Genomic DNA, 16,038 nt, shown 5'->3' with positions numbered 1-16,038 from the left:
TGATGGAAATCCGTGACGACGCCGGGTTCTTCGCTGCCCTGGACGCGAACGAGGAACAGCCCTACGGCAAGGCCCGCACCGCCCGGGCGGAGGAACTGGTCACCGTCGCCGAACGTATGGGCAACGACGAGAACCTCGCCTGGGCGCTGCTGCGGCTGATCACCGCGTACAACTACGGCGGCGAGTCGCCGCGCACCCCGGTGCCGCTGTCCCGGCTGCTCAAGCTGTGGGACGAGCACCCGGAGGGCTTCGACGAGCAGTTGACGCACCACCTGTTCTGGGATCTGAAGTGGATCACCAGTTCGCTGCTCTCGGTGCCCGAGGTGCCGCTGACCGCGATCCGCGGCTACCTCGCCGACATGGAACGCCGCTACCGCACGGCCGGACACAGCCTGCGGCCGGTGCACCAGAGCCGGTTCTACCTGGCCCGGCACATCGGCGCCGACGCGGAGACCACCGAGGCGTTCGAGGCGTGGCTGGCGGCGGACCGGGACCGGCTGGCCGACTGCGACGCGTGCGAACGGCGCGAGCAGGCACGCTGGTTGATCGCGCAGGGCCGGGACGCGGACGCGCTGGAACTGCTCGCGCCGACCCTGGACGGGGCGCTCACCTGCGCGGAGGAGCCGCAGGTCTCGCTGGCCACGTCGATGTTGCCGCTGGTGCGCGAGGGCAGCCCGGACCGGGCCCGGGCGCACCACCTGCGCGGCTACCGGTCGGTGCGGGGCAAGGTGAGCACGTACGCGGCGGTCGCCGAGCACATCGAGTTCTGCGCGCTGACCGGCAACGAGGGGCGCGGGATCGAGATCCTGGCCGAGCACCGGGCCTGGCTGGCGCGTCCGCAGAGCGACCCGTCGGACCACTCCGACTTCCTGGCCGGCGTCGCGGTGCTGCTGCGGCGTCTGGTCGCGGTGGGCGGGCCGGAGCTGGTGGTGTTCGAGGACACCACCGCCGGTGGGCTGGGCGAGACGGTCGAGCGGGAGCTGTTCGAGATCGCCGCGCGCTTCGACGCGCGCAACGGGAACGACGCGGTGAGTTCGCGAGTGCGGCGCCGGTTGGCGGCGGCCCCGGTGGCGGATTCGCTGCCGCTGGGCCTGCGTTCGGTCCGGGTGGCGACGCGGGCTGCCGTTGCTCCGGCGACAACTGCGGTGTCCGGGCGGGGAGTTGCGGAACTGCTTTCCTATGCACGTGAGTTGGATGAGCAGGGGCATCCCCGGGCGGAGGCCGCCTGGCGGGACTACGCGGCGGCGGCGCGGGCGCAGGGGCAGGACGTGGACCCGTTCGCGCTTGCCGCGATCACCGAGGCGGACGGCATCGAGCTGGTCGAGGAGGGCGAGTTCGCGGCCGGCGCCGCGGCGCTCGACCGGGCCGCTGCCGGCTATCGGGCGGCGGACGCGGCGGGGCGGGCGGTGGGCGCCGAGGTGCGGCTCGCGATGGCCCGGTTCCGCGCCGACGAGCCGGACGCGCTCGCGTTGTTCGAGGCGGCGCAGGTCAAGGCCGCCGCATTCCTGCCGGACGACGCGGCGCCGCTCGCGCTGGTCCTGCACCACCGCGCGATCGTGGCGTTGGCGAGCGAGGACGCGGACGCGATCCTGACCGAGCTGCACGACCTGGGCCGCGACCACGGGCTGCGGCACCGCCAGTCGGCCGCCCTGCACATCCGGGCCGAGCGGGCGTTGCAGGACGACCGGACGGCGGACGCCGAGGCCGACCTGAGCGCTGCCATCACGCTGTGCCGCGAGGCCGAGCGGCCGTGGCTGGCCTGCCGGCCGCTGTTCCTGCGCAGCCAGGTGCGGATGCGGCTCGCCGACCCGGCGGCGGCCGAGGCGGACATGCGGGCGGCGCTGGAGACGGCCGCGTTCTACACCGAGCCGCAGTTCCCGGTGGGACACGCGCTGACCATGCTGGCCAACGCGATCGGGGCGCAGAACCGGCCCGAGGACGCGCTGCCGTTCGCGCTGGAGGCCGCGCACGTCTTCGACGACGAGGGCGACCCGGAGATGGCCGCGGCCTGCCGACGGGGCGCGGTGGGTATGTTGTTCGGCCTGGGTCGGGACGCGGAGGCCGCGGCGATCCTGGAGGAGTTGCTTCCGGAGGTCGAGGAGCACCACGGCCCCGAACACGCGATGCAGGAACGCTGGGCGCTCGGGTTGTGCCTGCGCCGACTCGGCGACACCCGGGAGGCGGCCCGGCACCTGGCGATGGCGGCGGAGACCGCGGTGAAGGTGGCCGACCGGGCGACCCAGGCGGAGCTGGCGGTGGCCGCGGCACACGCGCTCGACGACGCGGGGATGGCGCCGCAGGCCCAGGCGGCGTTCGGGCGGGCGATCGAACTGCTGCGCGCCGAGGGGGATGTGCGCGAGACGGTCCGGGCGCTGCGGGCGAAGGCGTGGAACATCGCGAGCAGCACCGACCGGGAGGACCCGTCGGGGGTGGACCGGGCGGTGGCGCTGTTCGCCGAGGCGCTGCGGGAGCTGGCGGGCGCCGAGACCGGTGCGGGGGCGGCGGACGACGAGGCGACGATGCTCGCGGTCGAGCGGGCGGGTACGCACCACCAACTGGCCCACCTGCTGGCCCGTGCCGACCGGCTGCACCCCGCACGGGCGGCGGCGGACAAGGCGGCGACGGCGTATGTGGCGGTGCTGCCGGAGGAGGCCGACGGCTACCTGGACGCGGTGCAACTGGCGGCGCGCATCGAGGCGTTCGGTCTGGACGAGCGGCCGGCGGCGGTGACCCGGTTGGACGTGGCGCTGAAGGTGTGCGCGACGAGCGGGGTCACGGCAGTGGAGGAACTGACGGAGCTGCGCGAGGAGTTGGACCGGGCCTGAGCCCGGAGGAGCCCGGCCGGGCGGGGTGTCCGGCCGGGCTTGGGATCAGGCCGGGCTTGGGGTCAGGCGGGGGTGATCGTCACGTCGCGCGCGCTCTGCGCGAGGATGTTCGGCACCACGGGGACCACACCTTCGCCGGGCAGGAGTTCGAGCAGCGTCGCGTCGGCGCGTGCGGGACCGGGCACGAAGTCGAGCGGAGGCCGCGCGGAACTGTGCCAGTCGTGCGTCAGGCCATCGCACGTGGCGGCGCTGCCACCGACCGAGAAGTTCCGGCCGGCCTGGCTGACGGTGCCGCCGACCAACACGCTCCCGGTGTGCTCGGCCGCGCAGCTGTAGGTGCCGGAGACCGTGACGGTGCCGTCGGCCGCCACCCACACGGTGGGGTCGAGCGAAACCTGGTCGCCCGCGACCGGGAGCCGCCGTGCGTGCGGTTGCGCCTGTGCCTGTGCGGCGACGGGGACGAACGCGAGTGCGAGCCCGGCGAATCCTACGGACAGGGCCATGGCCTTACGGCCGGAACTGATCATCATGCCGACGCCAACGATCCGCACCCCCGAAGGTTCCGTGCACGCGTACGAACGGGGGAACGAGGCCGAGGCGTACCGCCGGCCGCCGAAGCGCGGGGAGGGGGTCGGGTCAGTCGATGTCGAGGATGGCTTCGATGGTGTCGCCGTGGGGGGTGGGGGTGGCGCGCGTGTGCAGGTGGGCGCCGGCGCCGGTGAGGAGGCGTCGGGCGGCGGTGTTGGCGTCGGTCGTGGTGGCGACGACGCGGGGCGCGCCCTGGGCTCGGGCTTCGGCGCGGAGGAGGGCGACGACGGCGCGGCCCACACCTCGGCCGCGGTGTTCGCGGCCGATCCACAGGCCGGTCTCCAGGTCCCCGTCCGGAGTCGGCTGGAGGCGGGCGGCGCCGACCACCACGTCGTCGACCAGGATCGCGTAGGTGGTGGGCGTGGCGGCCCACTCGTGATGAAAGGCCAAGAACGCGGCCCGCCGATCGGCGGTCCACCCGTTCGCCCCGGCCTCGACGGGCATGACCTCCCCCGGCTCGGCCCCGCGCACGGCCGCATCCAACAGGGAGGCCGACAACTCCTCGTCCAACCGCCGAAGCACCACCCGAAACCCCTCCATCCTCGAACCCTCCCCACCCCCCAACCCCTCCGTCAACTCCATTCCGCCGCCCGCCGCCCGCCGCCCGCCCGGCGCCCGGCGGCACACTTCGCCGTCCGGTGGCCGGGTGGTGGGGGATTGGGTGTGCGACGGCCGCGCCTCCTCCCTCTTTTCGGGGGCGAGGCGCGGCCGTCGGTGGGGTGCGTCAGCGGTTTTTCTTGGGCGCGCAGATGTTTTTGTCGGCTGTTTCCATGTCGATGTTCTTGGGGGGATCCGTGGGCGGGGCCGCGTTGTTGGGTGGGGCGGTGCCCGGGTAGTCCTTGCCGATCAGGAGTTCGAAGCGGGTTACCGCAGTGGACGTGCTCTCGGTCAGGGCGCTGTCGGGCAGGCCCGTCGCGGCGGCCAGGGCCTTGGCGGCGTCCAGGCGGCCCTTGGGGTAGGTGATCGAGCTGGTCGTGTGGGTCTTGCCGTCCTTCGCGTTCCCCGCGCTGACCGCGACGAACCTGCGGCCGACCAGGTCCGCCGCCACCTCGTTGGCCCGCTTGTTGACCCCGCTGCCGTTGCGGACGTCGACCTTGAGCGTGGCCGGGTCCACCTTCGGCGCCTCCGGCGTCGGCGGGGCCGCCGGCTGCTCCGCGGGCTTGTCGTCCTTGGTGACCGCGGTGTCCGTACGCAGCATCGCCATCAGGTTGTTGGCCTCGGGCTGCTTCGGCTGCACCTTGACCTTGGGCAGCGGCGGGTATTCCTCGACCGGCAGCGTGGTGAACGCCATCCGCTTCTCGGGGACCTTCTTCAACTGGTTGCCGAGCGAGATCAGCTTGTCCACGCCGCCGAGGCCCTTGTCCACGGTCAGCGACTCCACCGCGATGTTGGCGATCTTGAACATGCCCTGGACATTGGTCAACGACGCGCTGTTCTTGAGCTTGCGGGTGAGCGCCATCAGGAACGCCTTCTGCGCCTTGATCCGGGCCAGGTCGCTGCCGTCGCCGAAGGCGTGCCGCGCGCGCAGGAACTTCAGCGCGGTCTCCCCGCTGAGGTTCTGGTCGCCGGCGTCGAGCTTGAGGTCGGTGCCGCCCTGCTGGTTCGGCAGCACCGGGTCGTTGATCGGCTCCGAGATGCACATGTCCACGCCGTCGACCGCGTCGGTCATCTTCTTCACGCCGGTGAAGTCGATCATGATGTAGTGGTCCACCTGGACCCCGAGCATCTTGTCGACCGTGGACACCGTGCACGGCGGACCGCCGTTGGCCAGGCTCTCGTTGAACGACTGCGGCCCGTTGGACGCGGGATACGTCTTGCCGTCCACGACACACTTGGGTATCTGCACCATGGTGTCGCGGGGGATGCTGACCAGCGTCGCGTTGCTGCGGTCGGCCGACACGTGCATCAGGATCGTGACGTCGGCCAGGCCCTCGGTGTGCTCGGACGCGCCGTACTTCTTGCCGAGACCCTTACGGCTGTCGTTGCCGATCAGCACGATGTTCAGCGGCCTGCGTCCGAACGCGTCCTCCTCCGCCTTGGGGACGCCTTCGCTGCCCGCGTTCTTCGCGGTGGTGGATATCTTGCTGTCCAGATACTTGATGTAGCCGTACGCCGTGCCGGCCAGCACCACGATCAGCCCCACCACGGTGAGCGCGATCCACTTGAGCCGCTTCTTCACCTTGCTCTTGGGCGCGGCCTTGTCCCTGCCCGCGGCGGCGTTGCGGGCGCCCGCGCGCCCGGCGGGGGCCGTTCCCGCGCCCCGCCGACGCGACGACGGCGGCGCGTCGGCAGCGGTGCCGGCGCTCTGATCCGAGCCGGTGCCCCGGCCCGAGGCGGCCTCCACCGCCGACGGCCGGCGCCGGCCCTCGGGCGTACCCGCCGCCCCGGGGGTGCGCGGCCGGGTCGTGCCGGGGGCATCGACCGCACCGCCGCCCGGCGCCCGCAGCTCGAAGCTGCCGGTGTCCGGGTTCATCACCCACATGTCCGCGACGTCCGCGTCGTCCATGCCGCCCAGGGGATCGTTGTCCCCGGGCGCGCCACGATGCGGCCCGTTCCCTCTGTTCACGCCGAGATCCCCTCCGGCTGTACCCGCCGCCGCACGGTCCCCCCGGCTGTGCACGGTCCTCTTGGCGACACCGGGGTTCCGGAGCCACCCACGGAACCCGACGGTGATAAGTGATGGTCGGTATGAAGCAGCCACCATAACCGGCGAGATCTCGCCATGGTCACCGAGACTGCGAAGTCCTGACACTCGGATCATCGGAAAAGGTACAAAAACCTGATCCGACCGTTCCCGATCCGTCGTCAGTCGGTCGACAGCCGGTCATGGACCGGTCGTCGACCGGTCGAGGAGGAGCACACACGAGCGTCCTGATTCGCACGTCGCGCGTGCCCCCCTCGACCGGGCGCCGGTCATTTCCGGCGCGGTGAGGCGCACTTCGTGTTGTCGGCCGTCTCCAGGTTCAGGTCGGCCGCCTTGGGCGGCTCCGGCACCCGCTCGGGCCCGGCGCTCGCCGGACCCGTCGGCGCGCCGCTGTCGCCGGTACCCGCGTCGGGCAGATCCGCGCCGATCAGCAGCTTGATCGTGGTCTCCCCCGCACGGGCCGCCTCCAGCGCGGTCTCCGGCAGGTTCAGCGCCACGGCGATCGCCCCGGCCTGCTCCCGCTTGCCGTCGGGGTAGGTGATCCGACTGTTGGCGTGTTCCCGCCCGTCCGGCATGGACGTACCCGAAGTCGCCTTGAAACCCAGCCGCTTGAGCGCGTCGACCACCGGGGCGATTCGTTTCCGCGCGCTCCCGCTGTCCACCGTCACCCGGATCTGCGCCGCGTCGGACGGTGCGATCGTCTGCGGCGGGGCCGGCGTCTCGGTCACCGGCGCGGGCGGCGGATCCGTGGCCGGATCGCCCGCGGTCAACGGCAGATCGGCGCGGATCGCGGCCCACAGGTTGTCGGCGGCGGGCCGTCTGGGCTGGACCTGATCCGGCGCGGGCCGGTAGGTCTCGGTCGGCAGCGTGGTGAACGCCATGCGCTTTTCCGGCACCTTCTTGATCTCGTCGGCGAGGTCGATCAGCTTGTCCACGCCCGCCAGGTCGTTGTCGACGGTCAACGCGCCGACCGCACTGTTGGCGATCCGGAACATGCCGTCCACGTTGGTCAGTTTCGCGTTGCTCTTCAACTCGCGCGCCAGCGACGCCAGGAACACCTTCTGCGCCTCGATCCGCGCCAGGTCGCTGCCGTCGCCGAACGCGTGCCGCGCGCGCAGGAATTGCAGCGCGTCGTTGCCGCTCAGCGTGTTCGGACCGGCCGGCAGGTCCAGTCCGGTGCCGCCGCGCTGCCCGGACAGGACCGGGTCGTGGATCGGCGCGTCCAGGCAGATCGGCACGCCGCCGACCGCGTCGGTCAGGTCGCGGACGCCCTTGAAGTTCACCTCGACGTAGTGGTCGATGCGCACCTGGAGCATCCGGTCCACGGTCGCCACCGTGCACGGCGCGCCGATGTCGCGGAAGCTGTCGTTGAACTGGCCGAACCGGGCTTCGGTGACCTTCTTGTCCTTGCCCTTGCCGATCTCACATCGCGGGATGTCCACCATCGTGTCCCGGGGGATGTTCACCAGCGTGGCGTTGGAGCGGTCGGCGGACAGGTGCATCAGGATCGCCACGTCGGCGAGCCCTTCGTGCCCCTCCGCGCCGTAGCGCCGGCCCTCGCCGATCCGACTGTCGTTGCCGATCAGCAGGATGTTCATCGGACTTCGGCCCTGGGCGTCCTTCGGGGACGCCGGTGGTCGGTTGTTCTTGTCGGCGGTGATCTGGGTGTGGTGCAGCTTCCCGTTCAGGTACCGGATGTACCCGTACGCGCTGCCGGCCAGGATCAACAGGACACCGACCACGGAGATCGCGATCCATTTGAGGCGCTTTTTCACTGTGCTCTTTCTGCGTCCGTCCCGTCCACCGGGTGCCGCTGCTCCCCCGGTTCCGGTCTCCGCGTCCGTGCCCATGCGTGGCGTCCCCTCCGGCGACCCGCCGGGGGCGTCGCGGTCGGCGACGTCCCCGGCTCTCCCTGATGCGGTGTCGATGAATCAGCCCGCGCACACGTCCTGTTCCGCCGTCCGCCCCGAGACGGTGACGATCGGGCTCGTGTCCGCGGGCGTGGTCGGCTTGGCCGACGGGATGCCGCTGGTCGAAGTGGGGTCTGCCGTGGACGTCGACGAGGGCGCCCCCGTACCCGACGCGGTGGAACCGGCCGGGGACCGCGTGGAGCCCTTGCCGGTCGCGCCCGTGCCCGGGGCGGTCGGGGTGACGGTCACCCGTTCGCCGTTCTCGTCGATCGTGGTGCGGGTGGACGGCAGCGGGGTCGCCGGCTGCTCGATCCGCACCTCGCCGTTGTTCTCGAAGCCGTTCTCGTCCTTGCCGCTGACGCCCGCGCCCACCGCGACCCGGTCGAAGCGGATCGCCTCGAACAGCCGGTCCGCCTTGGGCTGGACCAGTTCGTCCCGGTCGGTGTCGAACCGGTACGGCTGCCGGGGCACGGTCAGGAACGCGACCTTGTCGTTCGGGATGCCCTTGATGCTGTCGGACAGGTCCATCAGCTCCTTGAGCGAGCTCAGTCCCGGGTCGGCGGTGATCGACCGGGTTCCGGCGTCGAGGAGGTTGTACAACTTCCACGGCTGGGTCAGCATGTCGCCGACCTTGACCTTCTTAACGAGCGCGGCCAGAAAACGCTGCTGTCGGGTCATCCGTTGGGTGTCGCTGCCGTCGTCGACGTTCTTGCGGGCGCGTACGTAGCCGAGCGCCTGCTCGCCGTCGAGCTTGTGCTTGCCGGCCGGCAGGTCGAGCTTGGCGGCGGTGTCGCGCATCGGGCGGCTCAGGCACACCTCGACACCGTTGACCGCGTCGACCATCTCCTTGAAGCCGGAGAAGTCGATCACGATGTGGTGGTCGACCCGGACCTTGGTCATCTGTTCGATGGTCTTGATCGTGCAGGCGGCGCCGCCGATCTCGAACGCGTGGTTGAACTGGTCCCGGTACGCCCGCGACTTGCTGCCGTCCGGCCGGACGCAGGAGGGGATGTCCACCATCAGGTCGCGCGGAATGCTGACCGCGACCGAGCTCTTCCGGTCGGCGGCGAGGTGCAGCAGGATCGTGGTGTCGGAGCGCTTGGTGCCCTCGCCGACGTCGCCGTACTGCTTGTTGTCGCCGCTGCGGTCGTCCGAGCCCATCAGCAGGATGTTGGCCGCGTCGTGCGTGCCGGCCGCCACCTGCGGGCGTTCGGTCTCCGGGCCGAGCTTCGCGCTCAGGTCCTCGGTGGTGATGTTGCCGTCCAGCTTGCGGTACAGGGTGTAGACCACGACGCTGCCGGCGACCAGGCTCAGGGCCACGGTGACGGTGACGCCGATCAGGATGCGCTTGTACACCCGGCGGCGCCGGTCGCGCCGGGTCCGCCGGTCGGCCGCCTTGCCGCCGTCGGCGGCCATCGCGGCCACGGCGGCGGTGAGTGGGTCGCCGTCGGCCGGGGGAGGGGTGGTGGTGGGGGCGGTGGAGGGCCCCGCCGCACCCGTCCCAGCCGGGGTCGCGCCGTCGCCGCCCTCGGCCGTGGTGGTGTCGCCCGGAGCGCCCGCCGCACCCGCCGCGTCGGCCGCCGCGCCCTCGGCGGTCGCGCCGTCTGCCGCCACACCCGCCGCGTCGGGGGCTACCTCGGCCGCCGTGCCGTCGCCCGGCTCGGCCGCCGAACCCCCGCCCGATTCGCCCGAGTTGCCCGCCGGACTGTCGCCCGGCACGGCCGCTTCGCCCGCTGTGCCGTCGCCGACCTCGGCCGACTCGCCCGCCTCTGCGGCATGGGCGGCCACGGCGGCGTCCCCCGCACCCGGTGCGGGTACAGGGCCGGCCGCTGCCGATTCGCCCACCGGTTCGACCGTGTCGGGCCCGGTCGCCGCACCCGAAGTCGGCGTCGCGGGCCCCGCGTCCGCGCCCGAGGCATCCGGGCCCACCGCGTCCGCATCCCGCGCGTTGCCGGCTTCCCCGTCCCCCACCGGCCCGTTCGGGGGCGGAGTCGTGGATATGTCCGGTTCGGTCGGGGTCTCGGGCGCCGTTTCCGGGCTCGCGTCCCGACCGGATCCGGCCTGCTTGCCGGCCCGTTCGCTGTCACTCACGTCGTGTCTGCTTCTTTCCCCAAGGCGCCCAACGCTCATCAAGCGACGAACCGCGCGTGGGGCGGCCGTTGCACTGATAGACGTGGCGCCGGTTCTTCGAGTTGCGTGCACCCTTGTGCGTGTGACACAGGTCACGCCGAACCGTCGCAACACCACGTGTCGACCCGGCCCGCACGGCTGCCGGCACGTTATCGTGCGCGACTCCCAGGGCCGGCCCCCAGGTGGGGTGCCGGCCTCCGGCCGTGATGACGCGCGATCAGTTCGCCTTGCAGATGTCCTGGTCCCCGTCGCGGGTGTCGGCCTTCACCGGCGGCTTCACCGGCTCGACCGGAACCGCGCCGGCCCCGGACGCGGCGGACGCCGGCACCGCGCCCGGACCGCCGAGTGCTCGCGCGGGCGCACCGGCCGGGACCGCCCCACCCGCCGGCGCGACCGGGGCCGGTGCCGGTTCCGTGCCCGGTTTGCGCCGATCGTCCAGCGGCTCGTCGTGGTTGATCGCGTCGAACAACCGCCGCGCGTCGGGCTGGATCAGCGCGACCCGGTTGTTGTCGTCCGGCGGGTTGTACACCGGGATGTGCGCGAAGGTGATGTTCTTCGTCTCCAGGTCGCGCATCCCGCGCGCGAGATCGACCAGCGCGGAGACCGAGTCCAGGCCCTCGTCCGCCCGGATCGACCTGGTCAGCGCGTCGGCGAGGGTGAACAGCCGGGTCGGGCTGGTCAGCGTGTCGCCGCTGCGGATCTGCTTGGCGAGCGAGGCCACGAACGCCTGCTGCCGCTTGATCCGGCCCAGGTCGCTGCCGTCGCCGCCGAGCCCGATGTCGTGGCGCAGCCGTACGTAGTCCAGCGCCTCCCGGCCGTGCACCTTGCGCCGGCCGGCCGACAACGAGATGTTGCCCTCGCGGTCCTGCACGGTCCTGGGCAGGCAGATCTCCACCCCGCCGACCGCGTCGACCATGCCCTTGAAGCCGGAGAAGTCCACGATGATGTGGTGGTCCACGCGCATCGCGGTGACCTTCTCGACGGTGTTGCGCGTACAGGCTGCGCCGCCGAGTTCGAACGCCGAATTGAACATCGCCCCGCGCTGTTCGGCCGAGCGCGCCCCGTCCTTGGTCACACAGGAGGGCACGGTCACCAGCAGGTCGCGCGGGATGCTCATGACCACCGCGTGTTCGCGGTCGGACGTCAGGTGCACGAGGAGCGTGGTGTCCGAGCGCTCGCCGATGTCGCCTCCGCCGCCGAGCGCGCGGTTCTCGCCGGCCCGCGAGTCCGAGCCGATGATCAGCAGATTCATCGGCTTGCCCTTGCCGTTGCCGCCCGCGTCGGGACGGTCGGCGTTGAGCTTGCCGTCGACCGGGTCGGTCTTGATGTTGCCGTCGAGCCGTCGGTACGCGACGTAGGCGGCCGAGACGCCGGTCAGCAGGATCAGCGTGATGCCCACCCCGATCGGCAGGAACACCCGGCGCCGCCGGTTGCGTCTGCGGCGCGCGCGCCGGGTGGCGGCCCGACCGGCGGCGGCGTCGACCGGGGTGGACTCGTACGCCGGGCACGCCGCCGGTTCGGGCACGTCTTCGGGCACGTCGGGTTCGGGCGCACGTTCGGACCGGTACAGGTGATCCCACACGTCCATGAACCCCACGCCTCCCCGCCTGCTGAGGGACCGCCGGGCACGGCACTACGGGCGGTCGGGGTCACGAAAGCGCAGCCCGACCCGTCTTGTCATGGACTAGTCGGCGGAACGGGTGACGGCGCGCGTGACGCGCTCCGCCTCGATTCGCCGCTCCAGCAGGGATTCGTCCAGGTGACGGCATACGACGACGGGTACGGACGCGGCCAGGGGCGCGAGCAGGCCCGCCCGCAATCCACCCGTTCGGGCGAAGCTCGAAGAGGTGAGCAAGCGATCGCCGGGGCCGAGGTTCCACTCCCGCGCGGCGGCCTCGCCCGCCGCGGCCAGGTCGCCGGCGGTGTACTTGCGGCCGGCCTCGATCAGCGCCGGCGCATCGGCGCGCGCCGAGCCGTCGGGCACGAACCGGTCGCCGTGTCCGGCCACTTCCGCCGCGTAGTCCAGGAAGCCGGCCGGCGGCTCGGGGAAGCGCCCGCCCATCGGCCGCAGCGCCAGGGCGACCCGCTCGCCGGGGCAGGTCGCCGCCCGGTCGAGCGTGTCGGGGCCGGACACCACCACGTCGGCGTCGGCGGGATCGCCGTCGAAGGTCACCGCCAGGCCGAGCGACCACGCGGCGAGCAACCACACCTGGGTCTGCCAGTGCGCCGGCAGCAGCAGCGACACCCGGGCGCCGGGCTCGACCGCGAGGTCGTCGCGCAGCAGATTCGCGGTCTTGGCGACCCAGTTGTCGAACGTCGCGACGGAGAGCTCGACCCGCTCGCCGGTGGCGTCGTCGTAGAAGGTGGTGAAGGGCCGCGCGGAGTCGGCGGCGAGCGCGGAGCGCAACTGATCGACCGGAGTGCTGGGCATGAGCCCAGCCTATCGAGCGGATGAATTCGTACGACAAATGGGTGTAATTGCTGCATTTGATACAAGCGTTGTGCGGTACCGGGCACCCGAACGACTCCACCGCCCACGATGGAGGGGCCCGCCCGTGTTCACCAGAATCGTGCTGTCGATCGTCGCCCTCGCCGTGCCGACCGTGCTCGCCGGACCTCCCGCGCAGGCCGACGCGGGACCGGGCACCCCCGGTACCACGATCACCCTCCCGCTGACCGGGATCGAACAGGAGTCCGACGTCGCCGCGCCCCGCGAGGGCCGGACCGGGGTACTGACCGCCGAACGCGACACCGCAGCCTTCTCGTTGCTCGGCGTCACCTGGGCCGACCCCGACCCGGCCGCGGGCGCGCGGGTGGCCGTCCACGTACGCACCCGCACCGGCGGGGTGTGGAGCCCCTGGCGCGCGCTGCACGCGAGCGGCGACGGGAGCGGGCCGGCCGAGGGCCGTGTCCGCGGCGGCACCGAGCCGTTCTGGGCCGGTCGTTCCGACGGTGTCCAGATCCGCGTGGGCGTGCTCGCCGGAGCGCTGCCGGCGGACCTGCGGGCCGAACTCGTCGACCCCGGCGAGTCGATCGTCGACCGCATGCCACCGCGCCCGACCCGGCCGAACAGGGTCGACGGCCGGGTCAAGGGCCGCGCCGAGCGGCCCGCGATCGTGGCCCGTCGCGACTGGGGTGCGGACGAGTCGTTGCGGGACGCGAAGTTCAAGTACACCGGCACCGTGCGCGCCGCGTTCGTGCACCACACCGCCGACGGCAACGACTTCCCGTGCAGCGACTCGCCCAAGGTGCTCCGCTCGATCTACCGCTACCACGTGCTGACCAACGGCTGGGCCGACGTGGGCTACAACTTCCTGGTCGACCAGTGCGGCACGGTCTTCGAGGGCCGCGCCGGCGGGGTCGACAAGCCGGTGCTCGGCGCGCACACGCTCGGCTTCAACACGGACAGCATGGGCGTGGCCGCGATGGGCACCTACACCAGCGCCGAGCCGCCCGGGCCGATGCTGATCGCGCTGTCCACCCTGATCGCCTGGAAGCTCGGCCTGGACGACCGCGACCCGGCCGGCCGCGTCACGCTGACCTCCTCCGACAGCGGCAGCCGCTACCCCAAGGGCACGACCCACTCCTTCGACGTGATCTCCGGCCACCGGGACGCGTTCAACACCGAATGCCCCGGCCAGGCGCTCTACGAGCAACTGCCCGCGATCCGCAAGGACGTATCCGTGCGGCTGGGCTGACCGCGGCGCCGGCGGCGGGCGGGCTACCGTACGCCCTTGTCCACGATCTCCCGCAGGCGCTCCACCAGCGGCTCGACCACCGCCTCGGGGACGAACCGCTCCCGCGCCAACGCGACCGCCGCCGCGCGCAGTCGGGCCACCTCCGGCGGATGCTGGGCCAGCCGGCGCAGCGCGTCGGCCAGCGCGTCGGAGTCGCCCGCCGGGACGAACAACCCGGCCGCGCCGAGCAGTCGGCGCTGCGGCGCGGTGTCCGAGGTGAGCACCGCACACCCCGCCGCGGCGCCCTGGAAGACCTTGTTCGGCACCAGCCGCAACGCCTTGGCGCCGGTGCCGAACACCCCCAGGCACACGTCGTGCGCGGCGACCAGGCGCGGCAGTTCGGCCTCGGGCACCCAGGTCCGCCAGGTCACCCGGGGCGCGTTCGGCCCGACCAGGTCCTTCGTGCGCTGGGCCTGGAGGCCGCGGCCGATCATGGTCACGGTGATCGGATAGCCGTCCAGCCGACTGAGCGCGGCGCCGATCACCGGTGCGCCCTGCACCGGCGAGTACAGCCCGACCGAGATCACCCGCAGGTCCTCGCCCGGCCGAAAGCCCGGCTCGAAGTCGGCCGCGGGCTCCGGTGGCGGCTCGGGTCGCGGCTCTGCCGACGCGTCGCCGAGCGGGTCGAGGGACGTCTTCGGGCCCGCCCGCCCCGCGTCGAACCACACCGGCGCCGCCCCGATCGGCACCACCACGGCCCGATCCCGCTGCGCCGGCGCGAGTACCCGGCGGTGCTCCTCGGTGTCCACCAGGACCAGTCGCGCCGCGGCGATCGCCGCCTGCTCGATCCGGTCCACCTTGCGCAGTTCGGCCTGGGCGGCGTGGCCCAGCCGATCGGCGACGTCGTCCACGCTCTCCAGGTGGTCCAGCACCAGCGGTACCCCGGGGAACAACCGTCGCGCGATCTGGATGTCGAGCCGCCCCTGATAGCCGACGATCACCACGTCGGGACGCGGCGCGCGCCGAGCCTTGGCCACCAGCTCCGCGATGCACCGCGCGTGCCGTATTCGCTGGCGGGGGATCCCGGGGTGCGCCGACGGCGGCGGGACCATCGGGCCCGCGTCCATGTGGCCGAGCGGAACGTTGCAGGTCACCACCTCGATGCCGTGCCGCCGCAAGCCCTCGATGAGGATTCCCACCCGGGGGTGGACGGTCGTGTCATAGGTGCCGAACGCCATCACCCGCATAGCTGAAGTCTGCTCTGCGCACATCGGCACAAAACCGGGAAGGTACCGTGGCGGTCCGAACCCGGACCCCGAGGAGAGCCCGTTGCACCCCAGTGCCCACCGGCGCGTGTGGCGTCCCGGGTTCGCCCTCGATCTCCGGCTCACCCTCGGCCAACTGCGCCGGGGACACAGCGATCCGACGTACCACGCGGGCGCCGACGGCTCGGTGTGGCGCACCTCGCGCACCCCCGAAGGGCCGTGCACGCTGCGGGTGATCGACCGACCCGCGACCGGCGAGATCGAGGCGAGCGCGTGGGGACCGGGCGCCGAGTGGCAGCTGCACGCGTTGCCGGCGCTGCTCGGCGCCGACGACGACCCGGCCGCGCTCGTCGCCCGCCACCCGATCGTGCGCGACGCGCAACGCCGGTACACCGGCCTGCGGATGCCGCGCAGCGCGCTGGTCCTGGCCGCCCTGGTGCCCTCGATCCTGGAGCAGAAGGTCACCACGATCGAGGCGCGCCGGGCCTTTCGGCTGCTGCTCGGCAAGTACGGCGAGGCCCCGCCCGGCCCGGCGCCGGCGGGTCTGCGGGTGATCCCCGACGCGCGTACCTGGGCGCTGATCCCGTCCTGGGACTGGGCCCGCGCCGGAGTGGACGGGCGCCGCTCGCGCACCGTGATCGAGGCGACCCGGGTGGCGGGCCGCCTGGAGGCGACCACCGAGGTGTCGCATCCCGAGGCGGCCCGGCTGATGCGCCTGGTGCCCGGGATCGGGGTGTGGACCGCGGCCGAGACCATGCAGCGCTCGCACGGCGACCCCGACGCGCTGTCCGTGGGCGACCTGCACCTGCCCAAGACCATCGGCTTCGCGCTCGCCGGGCACGCCGTGGACGACGCCGGAATGCTCGAACTCCTCGCCTGCTACGGGGGAAACCGGCACCGGGCCGCGCTGCTGATCCGCATGTCGGGGGTCAAGGTCCCGCGCCGCGCGCCCCGCTATGCCCCGCGCCCGCACTTCACCGGCAGGACCCTGTGAACGGC

The 16,038-nt window shown here is 72.6% G+C and carries 11 protein-coding genes; 3 read left to right on the top strand and 8 right to left on the bottom strand.

Going from position 1 to position 16,038, the window contains the following annotated elements; genetic code table 11:
- Positions 1-2: 2 nt before the first annotated feature.
- On the top strand, positions 3-2,825 hold the full coding sequence (locus tag ACWGR4_RS23030) for a tetratricopeptide repeat protein (RefSeq protein WP_452130739.1): 2,823 nt from the start codon (positions 3-5) through the stop codon (positions 2,823-2,825).
- Between the two features lie 62 nt (positions 2,826-2,887).
- Here the strand turns inward: ACWGR4_RS23030 and ACWGR4_RS23025 are convergent, their stop codons facing one another.
- From ACWGR4_RS23025 to ACWGR4_RS22995, 7 genes are all read right to left on the bottom strand, one after another.
- Entirely contained in the window at positions 2,888-3,355 is a 468-nt protein-coding gene (locus ACWGR4_RS23025) for a DUF6299 family protein (RefSeq protein ID WP_452130740.1), read from the bottom strand.
- 106 nt (positions 3,356-3,461) lie between these two features.
- Positions 3,462-3,953 carry a GNAT family N-acetyltransferase gene (locus ACWGR4_RS23020; RefSeq protein ID WP_452130741.1) on the bottom strand — a complete coding sequence of 164 codons (492 nt, stop codon included), beginning with the start codon at positions 3,951-3,953 and terminating at the stop codon, positions 3,462-3,464.
- 184 nt (positions 3,954-4,137) lie between these two features.
- A complete protein-coding gene (locus ACWGR4_RS23015) occupies positions 4,138-5,979 on the bottom strand; it encodes an LCP family glycopolymer transferase (protein WP_452130742.1) in 1,842 nt (613 codons plus the stop codon).
- Between the two features lie 347 nt (positions 5,980-6,326).
- Entirely contained in the window at positions 6,327-7,832 is a 1,506-nt protein-coding gene (locus ACWGR4_RS23010) for an LCP family protein (RefSeq protein WP_379999912.1), read from the bottom strand.
- A gap of 156 nt (positions 7,833-7,988) precedes the next feature.
- A complete protein-coding gene (locus ACWGR4_RS23005) occupies positions 7,989-10,058 on the bottom strand; it encodes an LCP family glycopolymer transferase (protein WP_452130743.1) in 2,070 nt (689 codons plus the stop codon).
- Positions 10,059-10,314: 256 nt separating this feature from the next.
- Positions 10,315-11,685: an LCP family protein gene (locus ACWGR4_RS23000; RefSeq protein ID WP_452130744.1), complete on the bottom strand. Its 1,371-nt coding sequence runs from the start codon at positions 11,683-11,685 to the stop codon at positions 10,315-10,317.
- 96 nt (positions 11,686-11,781) lie between these two features.
- Complete coding sequence (locus ACWGR4_RS22995; protein ID WP_452130745.1) at positions 11,782-12,528, bottom strand: TIGR03089 family protein; 747 nt, start codon at positions 12,526-12,528, stop codon at positions 11,782-11,784.
- Positions 12,529-12,652: 124 nt separating this feature from the next.
- Here ACWGR4_RS22995 and ACWGR4_RS22990 point away from each other — a divergent pair, with 124 nt between their 5' ends.
- Positions 12,653-13,795: a peptidoglycan recognition protein family protein gene (locus ACWGR4_RS22990; protein ID WP_452130746.1), complete on the top strand. Its 1,143-nt coding sequence runs from the start codon at positions 12,653-12,655 to the stop codon at positions 13,793-13,795.
- Positions 13,796-13,818: 23 nt separating this feature from the next.
- On the opposite strand, the gene ACWGR4_RS22985 is transcribed toward ACWGR4_RS22990, so the two are convergent.
- Positions 13,819-15,021, bottom strand: a complete 1,203-nt coding sequence (locus tag ACWGR4_RS22985) for a glycosyltransferase family protein (RefSeq protein WP_452130747.1) — start codon at positions 15,019-15,021, stop codon at positions 13,819-13,821.
- An 82-nt stretch (positions 15,022-15,103) separates the two neighbouring features.
- Here ACWGR4_RS22985 and ACWGR4_RS22980 point away from each other — a divergent pair, with 82 nt between their 5' ends.
- Entirely contained in the window at positions 15,104-16,033 is a 930-nt protein-coding gene (locus ACWGR4_RS22980) for a DNA-3-methyladenine glycosylase family protein (protein WP_395800264.1), read from the top strand.
- Positions 16,034-16,038 lie beyond the last annotated feature (5 nt).

It is taken from the genome of Embleya sp. NPDC055664 (genome assembly GCF_053618075.1).
Note: the sequence above shows the minus strand (reverse complement) of the source record. Positions and strands in the feature narration are given on the sequence as shown.